This window comes from Mesoterricola silvestris, assembly GCF_030295405.1.
Classification (GTDB): Bacteria; Acidobacteriota; Holophagae; order Holophagales; family Holophagaceae; genus Mesoterricola; species Mesoterricola silvestris.
The window spans coordinates 2,567,855-2,589,757 of sequence record NZ_AP027080.1; the positions used below are offsets into that span (position 1 = coordinate 2,567,855).

A 21,903-nucleotide genomic window follows, 5' to 3' on the forward strand; every position below is an offset into this window, starting at 1 on the left:
CTACCAGGGTTCTTCGGATTCCTTGGGCCGGGGCGCCTTGGGGGAAGCCGGGGGACGCTCGAAGGTGAGGAGGGCAGGGCGCCCCTTGTGGCCCTGGACCGTTTCGCACACGTCCACGCAGTCCCCGCAGTTGAAGCACCCGGCGGAGAAGCCCAGTTGCAGGTCCTTTTCCCGGGGGTCCACCTCCACGAAGCAGGCCTTGAGGCAGGCCCGGCAGGATCCGCAGGCGGAGAGATCCGCGGGGCGGTACCGGGGGCGGAGCACCCGGGCCGGGTCCGCGGCGGAGGCCGCCATGGCCTGGCCCATGCCATAGATGCACACCATCCGGCAGAAATGGAAGCGCACCAGGAATCCCGCGAGCCAACTGGAAACCAGCACGAGGGCCATCCAGGCCCAGAGCACCACCTGGCCCTGGTTCCGCGGATCCAGGGGCGTCGTGAGCTCCCGGAGGATCCGGGCGGGTGGATAGAGGTAGGCCGCCAGGCTCGCCCCCAGCAGGAGCGGCGCCACCGCCAGGGTGGCCAGGGCCCCTGCCCTGAGACCCAGGCGGTGCAGGGGGGACCGGCGCATCCAGGCGGCCACCAGGCGGTTGGAGCCCCAGCCCGCCGCCGTGCGGATCCCCTCGAAGAATTCCACCAGGCTCCCATAGGGGCAGGCCCACCCGCAGAACACCCGGCCCTTTTTGAAGGAAAGGAGGGCCAGGCCCCAGACGATCCCCAGGAAGGGAACGATGATCCCCAGGACGTAGGGCCATTCCAGGGGATAGGACCTCCCGCCGAACACCACCCGCACCGCCGGCGCGTCGATGCGGAACAGGTTCGTCCAGGGCAGGAGGGTCCCGCCCAGGAGAACGAGGATCTGCACGGCCCGCCGGGCCCTGTGCCGGGATGGCCTCATGTGCGGAGCCGGTTCAGGCGCAACAGCCCGAACCCGAACAGGAGCAGCATGGGGCACAGGACCCCCCAGGCCGAAGGCAGGTCCCCCGCCTTGGCCGCGCCGCTGAAGAGGGCCTGCAGCCCCATGAAGACCAGCCCCGCCACGAGGCTGAACCCCAGGGCGGAACCCCGGCCGCCCCGCGGGGAAGGGAAGGCGTAGGGAAGCATGGCGAAGAGGAGGCAGGGTCCCGCAAGCCAGTTGAGGATACGGTTCCAAATCAGTGTCGCTCTTTCAGGATCCGGTGCCCAGTGCTGCCACTGGAAGAGGTCCAGGGTGGCGGCGCTGTCCGCGGAGGCGGATTCCCGCAGGGCCCGGCTGGGGAAGAGGCGGAAGGCCGGCGGGCCCTCCTCGAAGGCCATGCCGCCCCAGGGCAGGCCCTCCGAGGCCACGTCCCCCATGCGCCATTTGAGGAGGATGAAGGCTTCGCCCGGGGCCTTGAGGGGGAAGCCCCAGCGGGCCGTGCCGTCCAGGAACCACACCACCCCGGTGGAACCCAGGTGCATCCAGGGTTTCGTGGCCGCGCTGCGGGCTGGACGGCCCAGGATCTGCCGGTAGAGGGGGTCCGCCTGCTGGTACGCGTAGGGCGCCACGAAGGCCTGGAGCACGAAGGTGAGCGCCAGGACGCCCCCCCAGGCGGCGAATCCGGCCCGGCACCACTGGGCCAGGCTCGTGCCGCCGGCCCTCAGGGCCACCCATTCCCGGGAAACCGCCGCGTCCGACAGGGCCAGCACCCCGCCCAGAAGGAAGGCCAGGGGCAGCACCACCGACAGGAAGGGCGGCAGATTCCACAGCCAGTATTGGAAGAACACGAGGATCGAAACGTGGTTGTGGGCCAGGTCCCCGGCGAGGGTGGCGTACTCGATGAGCAGGCTCAGGGCCAGGAAGGTGCCCATGACGCCCCCCCAGTTCTTCCACCAAAGGGACCGGGTCCAATCCGCCAGGATGTTCCGGCGCGGCTGCCGGCTGCGCAGGGAGGCCAGGGCTTTAACGAATGTTTTAAAATACTTGGAGACGAATCCTAAACATATCTGCGAGCCCCTTTGCCGCAGGGCATCCAGGCGGGCGACGGCATCCACGGGCAGGATCCGCTGGAGCCGGTTGGAGTGGTGGGGATGGAGCTTCCGCCTGAGCAGAAGGAATCCCGCCGCCAGGAAGACCCAGGGCAGGGCGACCAGGGCGATGCGCGGGAAGAGGAGTTGCGATTTCGCGTATATAATCTGACTTTCAAAGTACTTGAGGATCAAATAGTAAAGCAGGATCACGCCGAGGCTCTTGAGGATGGCGCCCCCCTTCTGGAACCGCGGGTGCCCCAGGCCCAGGGCGATGCCCAGCAGCAGCAGGGCGCAGGAGGCGATGGGCAGGGTGAACCGGCGGGTGAGTTCCACCGAGGCCTCCGCCTCCGTGCTGGCCAGGAGGTCCCGGGTGGACCGGAACCGCGCGTTGGTGGCCTTGAGGAGTTTGGGCACCTCGGGCACCTGGATGGCGTACAGGTGCTCCTTCTCCTGGACATGGACGATGCTGGCGTCCTCCCGGTGGTATACGCACCCGTTAAGATCAACCATTTTTAGATTAATGCTTGTCTTCTCAACTCCCTTGGGACTCTGTCCCCAGAGGAGGGAACGGGCCACCAGGTGCTGCACGCCCAGGCTGTTGACCTCCATGAGGTGAACCTGGCCATCGGGGGCCATCCACACGGCGCTGCCCGTGGAGGTGCTGGGGAACCAGGGGGGCGCCCCCGGCCGCAGGAACCGGGTCCGGGCCTCCTCCACCATCCGGGCCTGGGCGAACTGCTGGGTGGAGTTGGCCCAGGGGACCACCACGTGGGCGTTGAAGGTGCCCACCGCCAGGAGGGTGCCGGCCATGATGAGCCACGGTTTCACGATGGCCCGCATGCCGACGCCCAGGCCCTGGGCGGCCACCATCTCGGAACCGTCCGTGAGGTGCTGCATGCCCATGAGTCCCCCCAGCACCGCGGCCATGGGCAGCACCATGCCCAGGTTGTCCGGGACGCTGAGGAGGAGGAGGGGCACCACCCACCGGAAGGGCGCGCCCATGGAGAAGATCTCCTTGGACAGGCCCACCACCTCGTAGGCCATGAGGAGTCCACCGTAGAACACCAGGGCCCCCAGGAAGGGCCAGGTCCAGTTTTTCAGCAGGTATTTCAGGATGGTGGAGCGCACGATTTAACTTTCGATAATGTATATTATGTAACCTTGGAACCAGACCGGCGAAACTGAGATGGATTCTCAGCCCTAGATGACCTTGGCGCCCAGGAGATCGTGGATGTGGAGGATCCCGGCCGCCTGGGTCCCCTCCTTCACCACCAGGAAGGTGATCTTCCGGGACTCCAGGATCCGGGCGGCCTCGATGGCCAGGGTGCCCGGCTCCACCGCCACGGGGTCGGCGGTCATGATGGCCCGGGCCGAGAGATCCAGGGGGTTGAGGTTCTCCCGCTGGGCCTTTTCCAGGGCGCGGCGGATATCCCCGTCGCTGATGATGCCCAGGAGGCCGGCGCCGTCCATGACGGTGGTCATGCCCAGCTTGCCGCCGGTCATGGCCGCCAGGGCGTCCACGAGGCTGGCGTCCTTCCGGACCTTCGGGAAATCCCGGTGCATGAGGTCCCGGGTCTTGAGCAACCGGGCGCCCAGGTTCCCGGCGGGGTGCAGCTGGGCGAAGCGCTCCAGGGTGAACCCGGTGCGGGTCATGAAGTAGGCGGCCAGGAGATCGCCCCACAGGAGCTGGAGGGTCGTGGAGGCCATGGGGGCGAAATTGAGCGGGCAGCCTTCGCCGTCGGGCAGATCGTAGGTGAAGCACCATCCGGAGGCCGCCGCCAGTCGGCTTTCCCCGTTGGAGGTGATGGAGGCGATGCCCACGCCCAGGCGGATGAGGCTCGGCAGGAGCTTGAGGACCTCCTCGGTCTCGCCGCTGTTGCTGAGGATGAGGACGGTGTCCTGGGCGGTGATCATGCCCAGGTCCCCGTGGAGGGCGTCGGTGGGATGGATGAAGAAGCTGGGGCAGCCGGTGGAGGCCAGGGTGGCGGAGATCTTCTGGGCGATGAGGCCGGACTTGCCGACCCCCGTGAGGACCACCCTGCCCCCCCGCGCCACCAGGTGGTCCGTGAAGGCCTCCAGGCGCGCCGGATCCCAGCGGTCCTCCAGGGCCTCCAGGGCCCTGCGGGTGGCGGTGATGACGTGGAGCGCCGCCTGGGACGGGGCCAGGGCCCCGGTCTGGGATGAACCGGATCGTTGCGTCACCCTGCCCTCCTCGCAGCCTCGTACATCGCCCCATGGTAGCAGGGCCGGACCGGGGGGCCCACGGCGCCCGCAAACCCAGCTAGACTGGGGTCCGAGGACGACACGCCATGCTGAACATCACCGAAGTGCGGATCACCAAAGTGGACGGGGACGACAAACTCCGCGCCTTCGCGGGGATGGTCCTGGACGACTGCTTCCTCGTGGGCGATCTGCGGGTCATGGAGAACGAGGAGGGCTACTACGTCACCATGCCCAGCAAACGCAAGCGGGACGGGTCCTTCAAGGACATCGCCTACCCCCTGAGCCCCGACACCAAGGAATTCGTGGAACGCAAGGTCCTCCTGGCCTACGAGGCCGCCACCGGCAACCGCGCCATCTCCCGCATCGAGGACGGCCAGGGCGCCACGGTCCGGCCCGATCTCCTGGGCGTCGAGGAGTTCGGCTTCACCCCCAAAGCCAACCCCTGACTGGACCCGGGCCCCGCGCCCAGGTTAGAATCCAGGTCGCTGGGGAGTCGCCAAGTGGTAAGGCAGCAGGTTTTGATCCTGCCTATCGAGGGTTCGAATCCTTCCTCCCCAACCAACCCACTCTTTCATCCCCTGTATCCTATTCATCCGATTTCATCCCTGTTCCCGCAGGGCCAGCGATGAGGTGGGACGGCGCGCAGGTGACCTGCATGCGTCGACCCATCCCTGCATTGGCCCTGCGGGAACAGGGATGAAATCGTATGAACAGGATGAAGGGGATCAGCCTTGGAACTCCGTCCACGGCATTATTCCAGGTGATCTCCCTTGAAGGCCGCGTAGCGCTCCTGGAGCCGGGTGGTCAGGGGGCCCTTGGCGCCGCGGCCCAGGACCGTTTCGTCCAACTGGATCACGGGCATCACCTCGGAGACCGTGCTGGAGATGAAGTGCTCGTCCGCTTCCAGGAAATCCTGGAGGTGGAGCCGCTGTTCCCGCACCTCCAGGCCCTCCTCCCGGGCAAGCTGGATCACGAAATGGCGGGTGGTGCCGGGCAGGATGTTGTCCAGTTCCGGGGTGAACAGGACGCCGTTCCGGATGCAGAAGATGGAGGAGCTGGGGCCCTCGGTGAGGTAGCGGCCCCGGGCGTCCTCGCGGGTGAAGAGGGCCTCGAAGGCCCCCTTCTCCTTGGCGTGCTGCTTGCCCAGGACATTGGGCAGCAGGTTGATGGTCTTGAGGTGGCAGTAGGCGCCGCGGGTATCCGGGAAGGTGACGGTCCTCACGCCCACGCTCCAGCAGTTCTCGGGCATCTTCCGCAGGGGGATGAGGACGATGAAGAAGGTGGGCCGCACGCCCTCGGGGAAGGTGTGGTAGCGCGGGGCCTCGCCCCGGGTGATCTCCAGGTAGAGTTCGCCGTCCAGCACCCCGTTGCGCCGGGAGAGCTCCCGGCAGGCCTCCAGCAGCTCGCCGTCGGAATGGGGGAAATCCATGCGCAGCTCGGCGGCGCTCTGGCGCATGCGGGCGATGTGCTTGGTGAAGAGCAGGAAGCGGCCGTTGACGCACCGGATCACTTCGAACAGGCCGTCGGCGAAGCAAAGGCCCCGGTCCTGGATGCTGAGGAGCTTCTCGGTCTCCTCGTGGAACCCGCCATTGAAGAAGATTTGTCGGCCCATGCGGCGCCCCTTTCCGGGATGATAAATTTGTTACCTCTTGCAAATTTCTGGAAAATAATTTTTCAAATGATACTCCCGCCGCCCGGGTTGTTGCCGCATCATAATGGTCAGCACAGGATCAAAAAAATGAAACGGCTGCCGGAACGCGCGGGGGTTCTCCTGGTTTCGGCCCTCTTGCTGGCGATGGGGTCCCTCCACGCCGCGGACGGCGGGGCCGTGCTCCGCGTGGGCGGCGCGGGCGCGGGCCTGGGCACCCTGAAACGCCTGGGGGAGGCGTTCCAGAACGTCCAGCCCGGCGCGAAGGTGCAGATGGTTCCCAACCTCGGCAGTTCGGGGGGCATCAAGGCCCTCCTGGACGGCGCGGTGGACCTGGCGGTGGCCGCCCGGCCCCTGCGGCCCGGGGAGTTCCAGGGCGGGGCCCGGGCCCATCCCTACGGGCGCACCCCCTTCCTCTTCATCGCCAACCTGGACGTCCCCTCCACCCAGGTCACCCCGGCGGACCTGGAGGCCCTGCTGGAAGGCCGGCTCCGGAACTGGCCCGGAGGCCCGCGCGCGCGCATCGTGCTCCGGCCCCTGGGCGACGGGGACACCGACCTCATGGCGGCCCTTTCCCCCGCCATGGCCCAGGCCCTCCGCGCCGCCCATGGCCGGACCGGGATGGTCCTGGCCGTCACGGACCAGGAGGCCCTGGACGCGGTGGCGCGGATCCCGGGCGCCCTGGGCACCTCCACCCTGGCCCAGCTCGTCACGGAACCCAGGTCCGTGAAGGTGCTCCGCTACAACGGATCCGAACCAAACCTCAAGAACCTTGCCGCGGGTGCCTACCCCCTGGCCAAGGCCATGGCCCTGGTCACCGGACCCCGCTCCCCGGCCCTGGCCCAGGCCTTCCTCCGGTTCGTCCGCTCACCCCAGGGCCGCGCCCTCCTGTCGGCCACGGGCCACCTGCCCGAGGAAGGTGAGCCATGATGGGCGCCGAGGCTCGCTACCCGGCCCGGGCGGCCCTGTTCACCACCCTCTTCTCGCTGCTGGCGGGACTCCTCCTGCCCGCGGTGTTCGCGGCCCTTTCCCTGGGGAACCTGAAGGGCATCATGGAGACCGAGGCCGAACTGAACGGCGGGCTCCTTTCCCGGATCATCGGCGCGAACCCGGAGCTGTGGCGCTACGAAACGGTCCGCCTGGAAGAGCTCCTGGCGGGCCGGGACCGGTCCCGCACGCCGGAGGCGCGCCGGCTCTATGACCTGAAGGGCGGGCTGGTGTGCGAAAGCGTGGATCCCCTGCGGTTTCCCACGGTGCGCATCGCCTTCCCGGTCAGCGACGGGGGCGTTCCGGTGGGACGCCTGGAGATCGAGCGGTCCTTCCTGCCCACCTTCCTGGTGTCGGCCCTCCTGTCCCTGGCGGGCCTTTCCGCGGCCTTCCTCCTGCGCCGCCACCTGCCCTTCCGGGCGGCGGCCCAGGCCCACGCCTTCCTGCGGGAGGTGCTGGAGGCCTGCGACAGCGCCATCGTGGTGCTGGCGCCCGACGGGCGGATCCGGTTCTGCAATGGCCGCTTCCTGACCCTGGTGGGAAAGCCCGGGGTGGATCTGCGGGGACGGGCCCTGACGGAGTTCTTCGAAGGCGGGCACCGCGCCCGGGTGGAGGCGGAGCTGGGGGACCTGGCCGGCGGCAGGATCCCCAAGGCGGAATTCGAGACGCGCATCCACCCCCCGGGAGGCGCCCCCCGGGACCTGCTGTTCGACGCCGTGCCCCTGACCACCCAGGGCATGGTCCTTTCGCTCCTGGATATCACCGGACACAAGGCCCGGGAGGCCGAACTGGCGAAAATGGAATTCCAGGTCCAGCGCGCCCAGAAGATGGCAAGCCTCGGCAGCCTGGCCGGAGGGGTGGCCCACGAAATGAACAACGTGCTGGCGGCCATCCTGGGCCTGGCCTCCACCCACCTGGAACTGCAACCGGCGGGCAGCACGGTCCGCCAGGCCTTCGCCACCATCGTCCAGGCCGCTGAACGGGGCGGAAAGGTGGTGAAGACCCTCCTGGGCTTCGCCCGGAACCGGCCCGCGGAGGAGCGGCGCCTGGATCTCAATGAGCTGCTCCGGGCCCAGGGGGACCTCCTGGAGCTTTCCACCCAGGGCCGGGTGGACCGGGTGCTGGACCTGGCGGAGGACCTGCCCCCCATGCTCGGGGACGCCGACGCCCTCACCACGGCCCTGATGAACCTTTTCACCAACGCCATGGAGGCCATGGGCGAAAATGGCCGCCTGACCTTGCGCACCCGCCGGGACGGGGAGGGATGGATCGAAGCGGTGGTGGAGGACAACGGGCGGGGCATGGCCCCCGAGGTCCTGGACCGGGCCCTGGATCCCTTCTTCACCACCAAGGAGGTGGGCCAGGGCACCGGCCTGGGGCTCGCGGTGGTCTTCAACACCGTGCGGGCCCACCGGGGGGAACTGGAGATCCAGAGCGAACTGGGCCGGGGCACCCGGGTGCGCCTGCGGTTCCCGGCCCTGGCCGCCGCGGAGGAGGCGGCCCCCCGGCCCGCCCCGGCCTCCGCCCTGGAGGTGCTGGTGGTGGACGACGACGAGCTGTTCCAGGAATCCCTGGCCATGATCCTGCGCCTGCGGGGCCACGGGGTGAGGGGGGCGGCCCGGGGGGAGGAGGCCCTGACGCAGGTCCAGGCCGGCTACCGGCCCGATGTGGTGATCCTGGACCTGAACATGCCGGGCCTGGGAGGGGCCGGAACCCTTCCCCACCTGCGCGCCGCCCTGCCCGGGGTCCCCATCGTCCTGGCCACCGGACGGGCCGACCAGACCGCCCTGGACCTCACCGGGGCCCACCCCCAGGTCACCCTCGTCCCCAAACCCTTCTCGGTGACCGACCTGGAAGCGGCCTTCACCCGCATGGGGCTGGGAATCCGGGCGGCTACTTAGAACCTTTGGGGACCGTGGCGATGACGTACTCGGAGATCTCCCGCACGCATTCCGCGGGGGTTTCCAGGAACTCCACGCCCGCGGTGATCCAGGCGTCCTTCTGGCCCCTGGGCTCCTCGTGCCAGGCCACCTTGCCCTTGAGGGAATACTTCTTCGAATCGGCGTGGAGGAGGATCATGTTCTCCAGCACGGGCTTTCCCTTGAGGTACTGGGCCGAGCCGATGGGCAGCTTGACGCAGCACCCGTGGGTGCCGATGTTGGCCACCTGGATCTTGTTGAAGTCCTTGCCGCCCAGGTGGAACTGGGTGGTGTAGTCGGAAATGAGGGCCGTGCGGGAATGCTTTCGCTTTTCCATGGAATCCTCCTGGAGGCGCGGTTACGGAATCCCCGCCGCGGGCCTCCGCGGGGGGCGTCGACGCTGGAACAGCACCTTAGATGACCCCGGGGGCCCCCTGTGACCGGGAAACGGGCCTGGCCGGGACTACAGGATCTCCACCAGTTCCACGTCGAAGACCAGCATGCCCGCCGGCATTCCCCGTTCGCCGCGGTAGGCCAGTTTCTCCGGCACCCACAGGCGGGCCTTGCTCCCCGGGGAAAGCAGTTGGAGGGCCTCGGTCCATCCGCGGATGACCTGGTCCAGGGCGAAGGTGGCGGGCTGGCCCGTCTTCCAGGAGCTATCGAACATGCGGCCGTCCGTGGTCCAGCCGGTGTAGTTCACCTGGACCCGGCTCTTGTGGGTGGGATGGGGGCCCTTGCCCTCCCGCAGCACCCGCAGGGCCAGGCCCGAGGACAGGACCCGGGCCCCCTCCCCGGGGCCGGCCACGTCCGCGGGGGCCTTGTAGGGCGAAGGGGCGGTTTCCAGCAGCTCCGCGTCCAGGATGAGGACCCCGCCGGGGCGGCCCAGGGCCGGGGGAATCCAGAAGCGGCGCTTTTCCCCGGTGCGCATGAGCTGGAGCCCCTCGGCCATGCCCTTCAGGAGCCGGGGCAGCGGCCGGGTCAGGGGGCCGTCGTGGCGGGCGGTGGAATCCAGCACCTTGCCGTCCGGGGTCCACAGGGTGTACTCCACCGTCACCAGGTCCTCCGCCCCTGGACGGTCGCCCGTGCCGGGGCGCAGCACCATGGAGGCCAGGCCCGTGGCGGTGACCTCGGCCCCGGCGGGGGCGGCGAGTTCCGCCGGGGCGGGGGGCACCGGGAAGCGGTCGGCGGCGGCCAGGAGGGCGCAGGGGAGGAGGAAGGCGGGGAATCGCATGGATCCATGCTCCCCTGGAAGGGGCCCGCCCCGCAGCCCCAACTTGACAAATTATTCGAAATATTGAGAATGAGACTCATGCTTGGTTCACAGCTTCTTCTCCCCGTGGTTCTCCTGGGCGCGCCGGCCGCGACCCTGGACCGGGAGGTGCTGTGCATGGGCACCCGCCTGGGCATCCACCTGGAAGGGCCCGGCCTGCCGGAGGCCTCGGCCCGCATCCTCCAGGAGATGGCCCGCATCGAGCGGGCCTGCTCCACCTGGGACCCGGGGAGCCGGTGGAGCGCGCTCAACGGGGCCAAGGGCGCGCCCGTGGCCCTGGACCGGGAATGGCTGGTGCTGCTGGGCGAGGTCCAGGCCTGGAGCTCGCGCACCGGCGGGGCCTTCGATCCGGTGCTGGGCAGGCTCCTGGAGGCCTGGGGCACCCGGTCGGGGGGACGGGTCCCCTCCCCCGCCCAATGGGAACGGGCCCGCCGGGCCTCGGGCAGCGGCCTCCTGGTGCTGGAGGGGGGCACGGCCCGCCTGCGGGATCCCGAGGCGGCGGTGGAGGAGGGGGGCTTCCTCAAGGGCTACGCCCTGGACGCGGCCCGGCGCGCGGTGCCGGCCACGGCGGGATGGCTGGACTTCGGGGGGCAGATCCTCGCCTGGGGGGCCTCCCGGGAGGTGGCCGTGGCCGACGCCGATGACCGCCGGGCCACCCGGCTCACCCTGGTGCTTCCGGAGGGCATGTCCCTGGCCTCCAGCGGCTGCGCGGAACGGGGCCGGCACATCCTGGACCCCTCCACCGGAAGGCCCTGCCCCGACTGGGGGGCGGTGGCCGTGGTGGCGGGCTCCGGCCTGGAGGCGGATGTGCTGTCCACGGCCCTGTACGTCCTGGGGCCGGAGCGGGGGCTGGAGTGGGCCCGGGACCACGGCACGGCCGCGGCCTTCCTCCTGCACGGCGGCGCCGTGCGCGAAACCGAGGCCTTCGCGGCCCTGAAGGCGAGGTGATCCCATGCGCCGGATGCTTTTCCTCGCAGCCCTGCCCCTGGCGGCCGCCCTGCCCTCCCCCCAGGAGGCCCTGGCCCTGGCCTTTCCCGGGGCCGCCCTGACCCGCCGGGAGAACCCCGTGGCCTTCGAGGCCCGCAGCGGAGGCCGCCTGGTGGGGGTGGCCTTCCTGGATACCCACCGGGTGCGCACCCAGACGGAAACCGCCATGGTGGCCATCGGCGCGGACGGGCGCATCCTCCGGGTGGAGGTGGTGGCCTTTTCGGAACCGCCGGAGTACATGGCCCGGGGGGCCTGGCTGCGCCAGTTCGACGGCCGGCGCGGGGACCTGGTCCTGGGCCGGACCATCAAGCCCCTGGCCGGCGCCACCCTCACCGCCGCCGCCCTCACGGACGCCGGGAAGCGCGCCCTGGCCCAGTTCCAGGCCCTCTACGGAGGGGCGAAATGAATCCCCTGGAGCGGCTGGGGCTCCACCTGTCCGCCGCCGGCATGGGGGTGACGGGACTCCTGTACGGCTGGCTCAAGTACTTCCACCAGCGCGCCGGGGACTTCGGACCCGAGCCCTACCGGCTCCAGGCCTGGAGCCAGCATGCCCACGTCTTCCTGGGCCCCCTGCTGGTGTTCACCCTGGGCCTGGTGGTGCGGGGCCACGTGGCCCCGGCCCTGGAATCGGGCACCCGCCGGGGACGGCGCTCCGGCCTCTGGGTGGCGGCCATCCTGGCCCCCATGATCCTGTCGGGCTACGGCATGCAGATCTGCGTGGACCCCGGCTGGCGCGCGGCCCTGGCCTGGGTCCACGGACCTTCGTCCCTGCTCTTCCTGGCGGCCTACGGGTTCCACCTCCGCGGAAAGCGGCGGCGGCTAGCCCTGCTCCCCCAGCCGGCCCAGCACGTGGTGCAGGAGCATGTCCAGGGCGGTGGTGTTCTCGACGCCCACGGGAACGATTAGGTCCGCCCAGCGCTTGCTGGGTTCCACGAATTCCAGGTGCATGGGCCGCACGGAGTTCAGGTACTGGTCGATGACGCTTTCGATGGACCGGCCCCGCTCGGCGGTGTCCCGCTGGATGCGGCGCAGGATCCGGATATCGGCGTCGGTGTCCACGAAGATCTTCACGTCCATCTGGTCCCGCAGCTCGGGCAGCGCGAAGAGCAGCAGGCCCTCCAGCACCACCACCTGACCGGGGTTGAGGGGTTCCTCCCAGCCCAGGCGGTCGGAGGTCTTGAAGTCGTAGATGGGCTTGCGGATGGGCTGGCCCTGGGCGAGGGCCTTGAGGTGGGAGGCCATGAGCTCCAGGTCGAAGGCGTGGGGATGGTCCCAGTTGATGGGACGGCCGTGGAACCGGGCCTTCACCACCTCCAGGGGCGCGTAGTAGGCGTCCATGTCCAGCAGGAGGGCGTTCACCCCCTCCTCGCCCATGCGGCGCAGCAGGGCGTTGGCGATGGACGTCTTGCCGCTGCCCGAGCCGCCCACGATGCCGAAGAGAAGGGTCTTGTTGGTCATGGTGTTCACTCCTTGCCCGTCCCCCACACCAGGACGGAACCGTCATTGAGCTTCAACCCCGCCGGCCGGGGGCGCCGGATCTTCATGGATCCTGCGGGGGTGAGGGTCTTCTTCTTGAGATCCAGGAATTCCACGGTGCCCGAGGGGGCGTCCGGGGAACCGCCGCCGATCACCAGGGCCCGGGCCCTGTCCAGGGGCACCACGGCCGCGCCGGGGCGATCCTTCACCTCCGGGGCGGAGGGTACGGGCCGCAGGGTCGCCAGGAGGGGTTTCAGGTCCTCCCGCCAGCCCAGGGGCGAAAGGCTCCCGGTGCGGGGATCCACCAGATCCACCACGTCCCCCAGGGCCAGGACGCGGCCGTCGGGCAGGAGGCCCAGGCTCGCGGTGCCCTCCCGCAGGGTGCCCACCACGGCGGTCTGGCGGGAGCGGGGGTCCCACCGGTCCAGGGGATCACCGAAGGCGGGGGCGCCCAGCACCAGGACGCCGCCGTCCCGGAGGGGCACCAGCACGGGGCCCAGGTAGCCGTTGGCCAGGCGCGGGCCGGGGGCGGCCCCGGGCAGGGCCAGGGGATCGGCGCACACCAGGAGGCGCCGGCCCCGTTCGGGCAGGTAAAAGCCGCCCGCCCAGGCGGGGCTGCCCAGGCCCTGGAGGTCCAGGGCGGGACCCCGGGTGACGGTCTCCTTGGCCGGGTCCAGGATCTCCATGTCCGCCACGGGCACGTCCGGATCCGCGCCCACCCCCGCCCACAGGCAGACGCGGCCATCGGCCAGCAGCGCCGCCTGGTGCCGGGCCCGGGGCTGGGGAACCTGGGACCAGGTGGACAGGGTGGACCAGCGGGGGTTGAACACCTCCACCGGCAGGCTGGGGCCGGAGGGGGTCCGCCGGCCACGGACCTTCTGCTCGGAGGCCCAGCCGCCGGTGATGGCCACCCTCCCGTCCTTCAGGCGCACCAGGCGGAAGAAGACCCGCGGCCGGGCCAGGACGCCCTTGGAGGAAGGGCCCTTGCGTCCGTCCCAGGTGTAGACGGATCCGGAGGCGCCGTCCACCAGGAGCACCCGGTCCTCCAACTCCACCGCGTCCGCGGAAAGGGAGAAGGCGGCATCGGGCAGGGCCCGGAAGGCCGTGCCCCCCGGGTCCAGCACCTCGGCGGGGGCCGGGGCCTCCGTGCCGCCCAGCACCAGCACGCGGCCGTCCTTCAGGGCCAGGGCGCGGTGGCCCTGGCGGACCCGCGTCAGGGCGGGGCCCAGGGTGAAGCGGTTGGTGGCGGGGTCGAACCACTCGGACGTGGGGCCCTTGAGGGAGCCGCCGGTGATGAGCACCCGGCCGTCGGGCATGGAGGTGGCCTGGAAATCCGTGCGGGGTTCCAGGAAGGGGCCCACGGCGCGGCCCCGCCCCGTGGCGGGGTCCACCCGCTCGGCGAAGCTGCCGGGGGCCGGCACGGAGGGATCGGGTTTCGGGGCGGCGGTGCGGGACGGCTTCGGGGTCCGGGGCTTCACGGCTCCGGGTGCCAGGACCAGCGCCAGGCTGAGGGCGGTTCCGAGGACCATGCTCAGGCCACGGGGTTGTAGATGTTGTCCCGCTGCCAGGGTTCGTAGCCGGCGCCGCGGATCATGCGTTCCATCTCGTCCCGGTTCACGGAATAGCAGGTGCCGGCGGCGCTCACCACGTTCTCCTCCAGCATCAGGCTGCCCATGTCGTCGCAGCCGTAGTGGAGGGCCATCTGGCCCGTCTTGCGGCCCATGGTGACCCAGGAGCTCTGCATGTGGGGGATGTTGTCCATGTAGATGCGGGCGACGGCGATGGTGCGCAGGTACTCCGCGTCGGTGGGACGGGGCACCTTGCCCTCCCAGACGGTGTGGCCGCTCTGGAAGGGCCAGGCCGCGAAGGCCGTGTGGCCCCCGCCGTTGCCCCGGGCCAGGGCCCGGTCCTGCTGCTCGCGCAGCACCCGGAAATGCTCCACCCGTTCGGCCAGGGTCTCGGTGATGCCGAACATCATCGTCCCGGTGGTCTTCATGCCCACGGAATGGGCGGCTTCCATGACTTCCAGCCATTTCTCCGGACCGCCCTTGAGGGGGGCGATGCGCTTGCGCACCCGCTCCACCAGGACCTCGGCCCCGCCGCCGGGGATGCTGCCCAGGCCCGCGTCCCGCAGATCCAGGATCGTCTTCTCCAGGGTCTGGCCGCTGAGCTTGGCCATCATCTGGATCTCCACCGGGGAGAACCCGTGCACCCAGATGCCCAGGGACCGCAGGTACGAGCACAGTTCCAGGTAGTAGCTCCAGGGCAGGTCGGGGTTCACGCCCCCCTGCAGGAGGAAGCCGGTGCCGCCCACGGCCTTGGTCTCCTCGGCCTTCCGGCGCAGCTGCTCGGGGGTGAGGAGGTAGCCTTCCTTGCTGCCGGGCTTGTGGTAGAAGGCGCAGAAGGTGCAGTAGACGTTGCAGATGTCCGTGTAGTTGACGTTGCGGTCCACCACGTAGCTGACCCGGGCGGGGTCGTTCAGGCGCCGGCGCACGGCGGAGGCGGCCGCGGAGAGATCCGGGAGGCTGGCGTCCTCGAAGAGGCGCAGGGCCTCCGCTTCGTCGATGCGCCGGCCCGCCATCACCGCCTGGAGGATGGACGAGGTGCTCGCTGACGGGGATTCCATGGCTATACCTTGTAGCCCATCACGGCCAGGCACCGGCGGCACACGCACTCCAGGCCTTCCACGGCATGGCTGAAGGCCTCCAGGGGGTACTCGTTCCGGCATTTCTGGCAGACCTGCTTGGGGGTTTCCTGCTTTTCCGCTGCGGGCGTGGCGGGCACTGCTTCGGCCATGCGTTCCTCCATCGGATCCAGGATAGCATCCCGGCGGGATCCAGCCACGCCGGGCCTCCGGAGTATTCGATCTTTAAATCACGATTCGGCATAAATGTGTTATTATGGACGGCACCGAGGCCCCCCATGCCCCGCACCGCCCTGTCCATCTTCCCCCTCACCGAGGTCCGCAACCTGCGCTTCCAGTGCAGCGAGCCGGCCCTGCATTCGCACCCCTTCCACCAGATCTTCGTGCTCACCCGGGGCGGGGGAACCCAGACCATGCACGGGGAGACGGTGACCTTCAAGGCCCCGTGGGTCCTGGTGATCCCCCGGGGGCAGGCGCACCTGTACCTGCCCTCGGCGGAATCGGAGGGCTGGTCCATCGGCTTCACGGACGAATACCTGCCCCCCGGCAGCACCCTCCTGGCCTCCAACGCCTTCCCCGCCGGGGGTGTGGCCCTGGCGACCCCGGACATCGCGGAGCGCCTTTGCGGGCTGGCCCGCATCCTCCATGAAGGGGAGGGGGAAGCCAGCGGCAGCTGCCCCACGGTGCAGTTCCATGTGCTGGCGGCCTTCCTGCAGTTGCTCCACCACGCCTGCCAATCGCAGAAGCCGGCGGACCGAAGCCTGCCCCTGGCGGATCACCTCCTTTTCCAGCGCTTCACCCGGCTGCTGGACGAAGCCTACCGGTCCCGGTGGGAGGTGGGGCGCTTCGCCCGGGAGCTGCGCTGCTCCCAACGCAAGCTGGCCACCATCTGCCAGCTCACCCTGGGCAAATCCCCCCACGCCGCCCTGGAGGAGCGCCGGATGATCGAGGCCCGGCGGATGCTCACCCAGGGGGCCGAGTCCGTGCAGCAGATCGCCCTGGACCTGGGCTTCGAGGACCCCTCCTACTTCGCCAAGGCCTTCCGCCGGGTGGTGGGCGAGACCCCCACGGACTACCGCAATCAGCGCATGGGGTTGAACCCGGAATGGGCGGGAAACTACCCGCCGGCGCCCAGAAAGTGCCAGGGCTCCGGGGGCCATCCCGCGGGCCGGGGCGCCGGGGCCAGGAAAGCCAGCGCTGACGCGGTTTTCGCGGAAAATTAAACCGGCCGGGAATCCACCGGAACCCGGTGGGTTGTTCCCTGGGAGGCCACCCGCCGCAGCCCTAGGATGAATTAAAGACCTGCCGGTCGATTGACGGTGGTCAAGGCTGAAATCCCTACCCCACCTGGGCGGCCAGTGGCCTGCCCACTCTAAGGAGTTCCCATGATTTCAAGGCGCACCCTTTCCATCGCCGCGGGTCTGCTCGCAGTGGCCGCCGCAGCCCAGGCCCAGGAAAAACCCAACTTCTCCATCTACGGCACCCTCATCGCCTTCGCGGACGGCGTGCAGGCCTCGGACGCCAGCAACCGCGCCACGGACGGCAACTCCCTGGTGACCGTCTCCCCCACCGCCACCAACGTCCCCTCCAAGCTGCGCATCACCTGCAGCACGTCCAACATCGGCTTCAAGGGCGATTACCGCATCAAGGGCGACGACCTCAAGCTCATCTGGCAGGTGGAGAGCTCCGTGAGCGTGGACGGTGACCAGCCCAGCGTCCTGGCCGGCCGCAACAGCGCCATCGGCCTCTCCGGCGCCTCCTGGGGCACCGCCATCATCGGGAACTGGGACACCCCCTACAAGTTCCCCACCCTCTTCACGGGCACCCTGCGCGGGCTCTTCCCCTTCGACAACAGCCTCACCGGCAACCCTGGCTTCAACGTGCCCGGCACCGTCACCAACTCCGGCCGGGCCGGCACGAAGAACGACGCCTCCTTCAGCCGCCGCCAGGGCAACAGCGTCCAGTACTGGACCCCCGATATGAAGGGCTTCAGCGCCCGGGTGGCCTATTCGGTGAACGAATCCAAGCCCACCTCCGACGCCGCCACCCAGGCCCAGTTCTCCCCCACCGTCATTTCCGCCCTGCTCAGCTACCGCACCGGCGGCCTCACGATCCACTACGGCTACGAGCGCCACAACGACTACTTCGGCCTGAGCCAGCTCACCGCCAACGCCACCCTTCCCAGCCTCACCAACGCCTCCTCCAAGGACGAGGGCCAGGAACTGCTGGTCTTCTACGCCATCCCCTCCACCGGCACCCGCTTCACCGCCGTCGCCGAGCAGCTCACCTACCACAACGATGAGACCGTGGTGGGCAAGGTCAGCGAGTACAAGCGCACCACCTGGGGCCTCTCCGCCCAGCAGAGCTTCGGCCAGCACAAGATCTGGGGCCTGTACGGCTCGGCCGACAAGGGCAGCGCCAAGCTCGTGGGCGGCGCGTCCGCCAACGTCGAGGGCCTGGGCGCCACCCAGGTGACCCTGGGCTACAACTACGCCATCACCCGCACCGCCGATGTCTTCGCCACCTACTACACCGTCGTGAACAAGGCCGCCGCGACGTACGGCGCCTTCCCCGTCCTCGCCGGCATCAACCCCGGCGCGGACACCCGGGCCTTTGGCGTGGGCGTGCTCTACACCTTCTAACCCATCCGGGCCGCGAGCCCACAAGGAGGAACACAATGAGTGACGAGAAGAGCAATCTTTCGAGGCGGGGCTTCCTGGGCGCCGGCGGCGCCATCATGGGCGGCCTGGCCCTGACCCAGCTGCCCCTGGACGGGGCGGCCCCCAAGGGCGGGACCGTGGTGGATTCCACCATGCCCCGCAAGTGGGACGAGACCTTCGACGTGGTGATCGTGGGCAGCGGCTTCGCCGGTCTGGCCGCGGCCTACGAGGCCAAGAAGGCGGGGGCCTCCGTGGTGGTGCTGGAGAAGATGCCCACCGCCGGCGGCAACTCCATCATCAACGGCGGCATCGTCTCCGCCGCGGGCAGCCCCCTGCAGGCCCGCATGGGCATCAAGGACAGCCCCGAGCTCATGGCCAAGGACATGATGGTGGCCGGCCTGGGCCTCAACCACCCCGACCTGGTCAAGCTCATCTCCGAGAAGTCCACGGAGACCGTGCTGTGGACCATCAGCGAACTGGGCGTGAAGTACCTGGACAACGAACTGGTTCAGGAAGGCGGCCACACCGTCAAGCGGAGCTACAAGACCTACAACTCCAGCGGCTCGGCCATCGTGCTGCCCCAGCTGGCCAAGCTCAAGGCCCTGGGCGTGGAGCCCCGCCTGGAAACCTTCGTCACCCGGATCTACCGGGACAAGGACGGCCGGGTCAAGGGCCTGCAGATCCGCGAAGGCTACGAGTTCCCCAAGGCCGACAGCGGCAAGCTCAAGACCATCCGCGCCCGCAAGGGCGTGGTGCTGGCCCACGGCGGCTTCGGGCAGGACGTGGCCTACCGCATGATCCAGGACCCCAAGCTCACCGCCAAGGTGGAGAGCACCAACCAGCCCGGCGCCACCGCCGAGATGTGGCGCGAGGCCTCCCGCATCGGCTGCAACATCATCCAGGGCGACTGGATCCAGGTGGGCCCCTGGGCGAGCCCCGACGAGAAGGGCTTCGGCCTGGCCCCCCACTTCGCCCAGGAAGCCGCGTCGATGTACGGCATCTGGCTGGACGCCACCACCGGCAAGCGCTTCATCGACGAGCTGGCCAACCGCAAGATCCGCGCCGACGCCATCATGATGCTCATGAACCAGGGCCACAAGTGCATCGCCTTCGCCGACGCCAAGGCCGTCTCCCGCCTCACCCCCGGCGTCCTGGACAAGCTGCAGAAGAGCGGCGTGGTCAAGGCCTACAACACCCTGGAAGCCGTGGCGGACGCCTACGGCATGCCCCGGGCCGCCTTCCTGGAGACCGTGGCGAAGTACAACACGAACATCCGCAATAGCGATCCCAAGAACCCCAAGGACGATATCAAGGTCAGCACCCGGCTCCCCGAGGGCACGGTGCCCCTGGAGACCGCCCCCTTCTACGTCTCCCGGCTCCTCCCCAAGGTGCACCACTGCATGGGCGGCATCTACACCAACACCGCCGCCCAGGCCATGGACGTGTCCACGGACAAGCCCATCGAAGGCCTCTACGCGGCCGGTGAAGCCACGGGCGGCGTCCACGGCGCGGTGCGCCTGGGCAGCTGCGCGGTCATCGACTGCCTGGTGATGGGCCGGGCCGCCGGTTCCAACGCCGCCAAGGCGAAGGCCTGGGGCTAGACATGAAGGCCGTCGCCCTCCTGCTTTCCCTGGGGATGCTCCTGCCCCTGGCTGCCGCTCCCAAGCGGCAGCCCAGGGTGCCGGCCACCCAGTGCGCCACCTGCCATGGGACCGAAAAGGTGCTCCCCGCCGGCCACGTGGATATCCGGAAGGGCAAGCCCGCCTGCGGCGAATGCCACACGGGCGACACGACCCTGCGGGGCAAGCTCCCCCTCGTCCACCGCCACGCCCTGGCGGGCGTGAGCTGCGAGGACTGCCACGGCAAGGGCAAGCCCTCCGCCAAGGCCCAGCCCGCCGCCTGCGTGCGCTGCCATGAAATGGAAGCCCTGGTCGCCAAGACCGCCCAGGCCAAGGACCACAATCCCCACGCCGACCAGCACGGCTACGCGGCGAACTGCAATCTCTGCCACCACCAGCACAAGCCGTCCAAGAACTACTGCATCACCTGCCATTCCTTCAACTGGCCCGTGCCCTGAGCACGGACGACCTTCCTAGGAGCACACCATGGGCAACCTTGGCATCACTGAAATCCTTCTGATCGGCGTCTGCCTGCTGATCTTCTTCGGGCCGTCCAAGCTGCCTGAACTGGGCAAGTCCCTGGGCAAGGGCATCCAGGAATTCAAGAAGGCCAGCAAGGAACTCACCAGCACCGTCACCGACGAGAAGGCCTAGGGCATGGACGCCGCCACCGTGATCCCCACCGATGCCCGCATGTCGTTCATGGAGCACCTGCAGGAACTGCGGGTGCGCCTGGTGCGCTCGGCCCTCACGGTGGCGGGGGCCTTCGCCCTCACCTACGCCTTCCGCCTCCGCCTGTGGACCTGGGCCCAGTGGCCCTTCCTGCAGGCCATGGGGCGCCAGCTCAAGCAGGACCCGGCCCGGCTCCAGCCCTGGGCCTTCACCGACCTCACGGAGCCCTTCTTCAGCCTCATGCGCCTTTCGGTGTGGGTCGCCGCCTTCCTGGCCGCGCCCGTGATCTTCCTGCAGGTGTGGGGCTTCATCAAGCCCGCCCTGGGCCCCCGGGAAAGGCGCCTGTTCATCCCCTTCATCCTGGGCACCAGCGGCATGTTCCTGCTGGGCCTGGCCTTCGCCTACACCCAGGCCTTCCGGTTCCTGGGCGATATCCTCTTCCAGGAGGCCGCCGGAGCGGGCCTGCGGGCCAACCTTCACATCGACAGCTACCTGGACCTGTTTCTTTCCACCCTGGTGATCACGGGATTGATGTTTGAACTTCCTGTGCTCACCTTCTTCCTGGCCCGGTTCCGCATCGTCACGGCTGGGATGATGTTGAAATATTGGCGTCATGCCACTCTGGCGATCGTGATCGCCTCGGCGTTCTTCACGCCCGGGGACGTGGTGCTGACGACCGTGTTTTTCAGTCTTGTGCTTCTGGGGCTGTATTTCGTGTCCGTCCTGGTGGCCTGGGCGGCGGGGCCGCGGCGGGCGCGAGGGTAGGGATGGTCGTTAAAGTGCCCTGGTAAATGAATGATGGGGTTTGCTCATATTCCCGGCGTGGGGGAATAACGGGCGAAAAGATGAAACGCTGGGGCGCAGAGGGCTCGCTGGGGCGCTGGGAAAAGAAAGAAGATCTTTTTTCTTTTCCCCAGCGCCCCAGCGAGCCCTCTGCGCCCCAGCGTTTGGCAGTTCCTTGGTTTATCCACGACCTCGAGTCCAGTCAGGGCAGACCCCGCCATTCCAAGGAAGTGCCTTAGTTCGGACCCCATTGCTTCCGGAGGACGTACCCTCCCCAGAGGAGCGATGCCAGTACAACGCCTGCGCCGACCGTCCAGAAGAGCCAGGCGATGCGCACGTCGTGGGCCAGGAGGCCCGTGCGCGTCAGGATCTGGAACCAGTCGTGGCCTTCCCAATCCGTGCGGCCGGTCTCCCCGGTGGTGAGGAGGAGTTGGCGGACCCGGGCATCGGCGATGTACGGGGCGCAATCCATGAGGCTCTGGCCCAGCCACCACCCGCCCACGGAGGCGGCGAAGGGGTTCTCCTCCCTCAGGAAGGCGGCGATCACCACCAGGGGCACCAGGAGCTGCCCCAGGGTGCCGCCGAGGATGTGCAGGAAGGTCCCCAGGGGGCTGAAGACCACGTGGCCCGCCTCGTGGAAGGGCAAGTCGATCCAGTGGAGAAGGGACCGGCTGTCCAGGGGATTGGCCAGGAGCACCACGGCCGCCAGGGCCAGGAGCGCCAGGAAGACGCCCCGCACCGCCACCGGGCCCCGGTCCGGGCTGGGGGCGACGGAGAACATGCGTCCGGCGAGCCAGGAGGGTTCCCGTTCCTCCCGCACGGGCCGGGGCCGGTAGCGGCTGAAGACCACCCCGCAGTGCAGGCACTCCTCGAGCCCGTCCTCCTGCGGCTTCTGGCAACGGGGGCAAAGCATCCCGGGTGTCCTCCTGGGGGTATGGGGGAATTATTCCAGAAACGCAAATCCATTGGTAATGGCGTCAAGGGCTTGTATGGTTTTCCTGGGAACCCCGCCAGCGAGGTCCGATGA

Annotated in this window: 23 protein-coding genes and 1 tRNA gene; 13 read left to right on the top strand and 11 right to left on the bottom strand. The window is 69.1% G+C overall.

Translation table 11 applies throughout. The features are described from left to right. The 3 genes from R2J76_RS11155 to R2J76_RS11165 all read right to left on the bottom strand — a co-directional run bounded on the left by R2J76_RS11155 (position 1) and on the right by R2J76_RS11165 (position 4,190). Positions 1-897 carry a 4Fe-4S binding protein gene (locus R2J76_RS11155; RefSeq protein WP_316411665.1) on the bottom strand — a complete coding sequence of 299 codons (897 nt, stop codon included), beginning with the start codon at positions 895-897 and terminating at the stop codon, positions 1-3. Beyond that, positions 894-3,116 carry an LptF/LptG family permease gene (locus tag R2J76_RS11160; protein ID WP_316411666.1) on the bottom strand — a complete coding sequence of 741 codons (2,223 nt, stop codon included), beginning with the start codon at positions 3,114-3,116 and terminating at the stop codon, positions 894-896. The genes R2J76_RS11155 and R2J76_RS11160 overlap by 4 nt, the downstream gene beginning before the upstream one ends. A 72-nt stretch (positions 3,117-3,188) precedes the next feature. Then, complete coding sequence (locus tag R2J76_RS11165; protein ID WP_316411667.1) at positions 3,189-4,190, bottom strand: KpsF/GutQ family sugar-phosphate isomerase; 1,002 nt, start codon at positions 4,188-4,190, stop codon at positions 3,189-3,191. A 107-nt stretch (positions 4,191-4,297) separates the two neighbouring features. Between R2J76_RS11165 and R2J76_RS11170 the strand changes: the two genes are divergently transcribed. Together R2J76_RS11170 and R2J76_RS11175 are read left to right on the top strand one after the other, a co-directional pair. Continuing rightward, positions 4,298-4,657, top strand: a complete 360-nt coding sequence (locus R2J76_RS11170) for a SpoVG family protein (RefSeq protein ID WP_316411668.1) — start codon at positions 4,298-4,300, stop codon at positions 4,655-4,657. 40 nt (positions 4,658-4,697) lie between these two features. Next, positions 4,698-4,772, top strand: a tRNA-Gln gene (locus R2J76_RS11175). Between the two features lie 190 nt (positions 4,773-4,962). Here R2J76_RS11175 and R2J76_RS11180 read toward each other — a convergent pair. Continuing rightward, positions 4,963-5,823: an aminotransferase class IV gene (locus R2J76_RS11180; protein WP_316411669.1), complete on the bottom strand. Its 861-nt coding sequence runs from the start codon at positions 5,821-5,823 to the stop codon at positions 4,963-4,965. Positions 5,824-5,949: 126 nt separating this feature from the next. Between R2J76_RS11180 and R2J76_RS11185 the strand changes: the two genes are divergently transcribed. Together R2J76_RS11185 and R2J76_RS11190 are read left to right on the top strand one after the other, a co-directional pair. Continuing rightward, the gene (locus tag R2J76_RS11185) at positions 5,950-6,789 is read left to right on the top strand and encodes a substrate-binding domain-containing protein (RefSeq protein ID WP_316411670.1); all 840 of its coding nucleotides are present in this window, start codon (positions 5,950-5,952) and stop codon (positions 6,787-6,789) included. Continuing rightward, a complete protein-coding gene (locus R2J76_RS11190) occupies positions 6,786-8,747 on the top strand; it encodes a hybrid sensor histidine kinase/response regulator (RefSeq protein ID WP_316411671.1) in 1,962 nt (653 codons plus the stop codon). Before R2J76_RS11185 ends, R2J76_RS11190 begins: the two co-directional genes overlap by 4 nt. Here R2J76_RS11190 and R2J76_RS11195 read toward each other — a convergent pair. Together R2J76_RS11195 and R2J76_RS11200 are read right to left on the bottom strand one after the other, a co-directional pair. Next, positions 8,740-9,102: a PilZ domain-containing protein gene (locus R2J76_RS11195; protein ID WP_316411672.1), complete on the bottom strand. Its 363-nt coding sequence runs from the start codon at positions 9,100-9,102 to the stop codon at positions 8,740-8,742. The two genes, R2J76_RS11190 and R2J76_RS11195, sit on opposite strands and share 8 nt — an antisense overlap. A 126-nt stretch (positions 9,103-9,228) precedes the next feature. After that, a complete protein-coding gene (locus R2J76_RS11200) occupies positions 9,229-9,996 on the bottom strand; it encodes an FKBP-type peptidyl-prolyl cis-trans isomerase (RefSeq protein ID WP_316411673.1) in 768 nt (255 codons plus the stop codon). Positions 9,997-10,074: 78 nt separating this feature from the next. Here R2J76_RS11200 and R2J76_RS11205 point away from each other — a divergent pair, with 78 nt between their 5' ends. The 3 genes from R2J76_RS11205 to R2J76_RS11215 are packed head-to-tail and all read left to right on the top strand — an operon-like array spanning position 10,075 to position 11,928. Further along, positions 10,075-10,983 carry an FAD:protein FMN transferase gene (locus R2J76_RS11205; RefSeq protein ID WP_316411674.1) on the top strand — a complete coding sequence of 303 codons (909 nt, stop codon included), beginning with the start codon at positions 10,075-10,077 and terminating at the stop codon, positions 10,981-10,983. 4 nt (positions 10,984-10,987) lie between these two features. Further along, the gene (locus tag R2J76_RS11210) at positions 10,988-11,428 is read left to right on the top strand and encodes an FMN-binding protein (RefSeq protein ID WP_316411675.1); all 441 of its coding nucleotides are present in this window, start codon (positions 10,988-10,990) and stop codon (positions 11,426-11,428) included. Next, a complete protein-coding gene (locus R2J76_RS11215) occupies positions 11,425-11,928 on the top strand; it encodes a hypothetical protein (protein ID WP_316411676.1) in 504 nt (167 codons plus the stop codon). The genes R2J76_RS11210 and R2J76_RS11215 overlap by 4 nt, the downstream gene beginning before the upstream one ends. Here the strand turns inward: R2J76_RS11215 and udk are convergent. Genes udk through R2J76_RS11235 form a run of 4 tightly spaced genes read right to left on the bottom strand, consistent with a single transcriptional unit; the run spans position 11,842 to position 15,294 of the window. After that, the gene (udk, locus tag R2J76_RS11220; protein ID WP_316411677.1) at positions 11,842-12,480 is read right to left on the bottom strand and encodes a uridine kinase; all 639 of its coding nucleotides are present in this window, start codon (positions 12,478-12,480) and stop codon (positions 11,842-11,844) included. The two genes, R2J76_RS11215 and udk, sit on opposite strands and share 87 nt — an antisense overlap. 5 nt (positions 12,481-12,485) lie before the next feature. Next, entirely contained in the window at positions 12,486-14,027 is a 1,542-nt protein-coding gene (locus R2J76_RS11225; RefSeq protein WP_316411678.1) for a Kelch repeat-containing protein, read from the bottom strand. A gap of 2 nt (positions 14,028-14,029) precedes the next feature. Beyond that, the gene (locus tag R2J76_RS11230) at positions 14,030-15,124 is read right to left on the bottom strand and encodes a CofH family radical SAM protein (RefSeq protein ID WP_316411679.1); all 1,095 of its coding nucleotides are present in this window, start codon (positions 15,122-15,124) and stop codon (positions 14,030-14,032) included. A 2-nt stretch (positions 15,125-15,126) separates the two neighbouring features. Beyond that, positions 15,127-15,294 carry a hypothetical protein gene (locus tag R2J76_RS11235; RefSeq protein ID WP_316411680.1) on the bottom strand — a complete coding sequence of 56 codons (168 nt, stop codon included), beginning with the start codon at positions 15,292-15,294 and terminating at the stop codon, positions 15,127-15,129. A gap of 126 nt (positions 15,295-15,420) precedes the next feature. Between R2J76_RS11235 and R2J76_RS11240 the strand changes: the two genes are divergently transcribed. From R2J76_RS11240 to tatC, 6 genes are all read left to right on the top strand, one after another. Further along, a complete protein-coding gene (locus R2J76_RS11240) occupies positions 15,421-16,365 on the top strand; it encodes an AraC family transcriptional regulator (protein ID WP_316411681.1) in 945 nt (314 codons plus the stop codon). Between the two features lie 162 nt (positions 16,366-16,527). Beyond that, entirely contained in the window at positions 16,528-17,784 is a 1,257-nt protein-coding gene (locus R2J76_RS11245) for a porin (protein ID WP_316411682.1), read from the top strand. A gap of 35 nt (positions 17,785-17,819) precedes the next feature. Then, positions 17,820-19,403 carry a flavocytochrome c gene (locus R2J76_RS11250; RefSeq protein ID WP_316411683.1) on the top strand — a complete coding sequence of 528 codons (1,584 nt, stop codon included), beginning with the start codon at positions 17,820-17,822 and terminating at the stop codon, positions 19,401-19,403. Between the two features lie 2 nt (positions 19,404-19,405). Continuing rightward, positions 19,406-19,879: a cytochrome c3 family protein gene (locus tag R2J76_RS11255; protein WP_316411684.1), complete on the top strand. Its 474-nt coding sequence runs from the start codon at positions 19,406-19,408 to the stop codon at positions 19,877-19,879. A gap of 28 nt (positions 19,880-19,907) precedes the next feature. Then, positions 19,908-20,075, top strand: a complete 168-nt coding sequence (locus tag R2J76_RS11260) for a Sec-independent protein translocase subunit TatA/TatB (protein ID WP_316411685.1) — start codon at positions 19,908-19,910, stop codon at positions 20,073-20,075. 3 nt (positions 20,076-20,078) lie between these two features. Next, positions 20,079-20,858 (top strand): twin-arginine translocase subunit TatC, encoded by a 780-nt coding sequence (gene tatC / locus R2J76_RS11265; protein WP_316411686.1) that lies wholly within the window; start codon positions 20,079-20,081, stop codon positions 20,856-20,858. A gap of 253 nt (positions 20,859-21,111) precedes the next feature. On the opposite strand, the gene R2J76_RS11270 is transcribed toward tatC, so the two are convergent. Further along, positions 21,112-21,789: a hypothetical protein gene (locus tag R2J76_RS11270; protein WP_316411687.1), complete on the bottom strand. Its 678-nt coding sequence runs from the start codon at positions 21,787-21,789 to the stop codon at positions 21,112-21,114. Between the last annotated feature and the right edge of the window lie 114 nt (positions 21,790-21,903).

Coding starts and splice junctions, on each gene's coding strand:
- tatC (WP_316411686.1), top strand. CDS start 20,079: ATGGACGCCGCCACCGTGATCCCCACCGATGCCCGCATGTCGTTCATG.
- R2J76_RS11260 (WP_316411685.1), top strand. CDS start 19,908: ATGGGCAACCTTGGCATCACTGAAATCCTTCTGATCGGCGTCTGCCTG.
- R2J76_RS11250 (WP_316411683.1), top strand. CDS start 17,820: ATGAGTGACGAGAAGAGCAATCTTTCGAGGCGGGGCTTCCTGGGCGCC.
- R2J76_RS11205 (WP_316411674.1), top strand. CDS start 10,075: ATGCTTGGTTCACAGCTTCTTCTCCCCGTGGTTCTCCTGGGCGCGCCG.
- R2J76_RS11215 (WP_316411676.1), top strand. CDS start 11,425: ATGAATCCCCTGGAGCGGCTGGGGCTCCACCTGTCCGCCGCCGGCATG.
- R2J76_RS11230 (WP_316411679.1), bottom strand. CDS start 15,124: ATGGAATCCCCGTCAGCGAGCACCTCGTCCATCCTCCAGGCGGTGATG.
- R2J76_RS11200 (WP_316411673.1), bottom strand. CDS start 9,996: ATGCGATTCCCCGCCTTCCTCCTCCCCTGCGCCCTCCTGGCCGCCGCC.
- R2J76_RS11245 (WP_316411682.1), top strand. CDS start 16,528: ATGATTTCAAGGCGCACCCTTTCCATCGCCGCGGGTCTGCTCGCAGTG.
- R2J76_RS11195 (WP_316411672.1), bottom strand. CDS start 9,102: ATGGAAAAGCGAAAGCATTCCCGCACGGCCCTCATTTCCGACTACACC.
- R2J76_RS11210 (WP_316411675.1), top strand. CDS start 10,988: ATGCGCCGGATGCTTTTCCTCGCAGCCCTGCCCCTGGCGGCCGCCCTG.
- R2J76_RS11155 (WP_316411665.1), bottom strand. CDS start 897: ATGAGGCCATCCCGGCACAGGGCCCGGCGGGCCGTGCAGATCCTCGTT.
- R2J76_RS11190 (WP_316411671.1), top strand. CDS start 6,786: ATGATGGGCGCCGAGGCTCGCTACCCGGCCCGGGCGGCCCTGTTCACC.
- udk (WP_316411677.1), bottom strand. CDS start 12,480: ATGACCAACAAGACCCTTCTCTTCGGCATCGTGGGCGGCTCGGGCAGC.
- R2J76_RS11170 (WP_316411668.1), top strand. CDS start 4,298: ATGCTGAACATCACCGAAGTGCGGATCACCAAAGTGGACGGGGACGAC.
- R2J76_RS11270 (WP_316411687.1), bottom strand. CDS start 21,789: ATGCTTTGCCCCCGTTGCCAGAAGCCGCAGGAGGACGGGCTCGAGGAG.
- R2J76_RS11180 (WP_316411669.1), bottom strand. CDS start 5,823: ATGGGCCGACAAATCTTCTTCAATGGCGGGTTCCACGAGGAGACCGAG.
- R2J76_RS11185 (WP_316411670.1), top strand. CDS start 5,950: ATGAAACGGCTGCCGGAACGCGCGGGGGTTCTCCTGGTTTCGGCCCTC.
- R2J76_RS11240 (WP_316411681.1), top strand. CDS start 15,421: ATGCCCCGCACCGCCCTGTCCATCTTCCCCCTCACCGAGGTCCGCAAC.
- R2J76_RS11235 (WP_316411680.1), bottom strand. CDS start 15,294: ATGGCCGAAGCAGTGCCCGCCACGCCCGCAGCGGAAAAGCAGGAAACC.
- R2J76_RS11255 (WP_316411684.1), top strand. CDS start 19,406: ATGAAGGCCGTCGCCCTCCTGCTTTCCCTGGGGATGCTCCTGCCCCTG.
- R2J76_RS11225 (WP_316411678.1), bottom strand. CDS start 14,027: ATGGTCCTCGGAACCGCCCTCAGCCTGGCGCTGGTCCTGGCACCCGGA.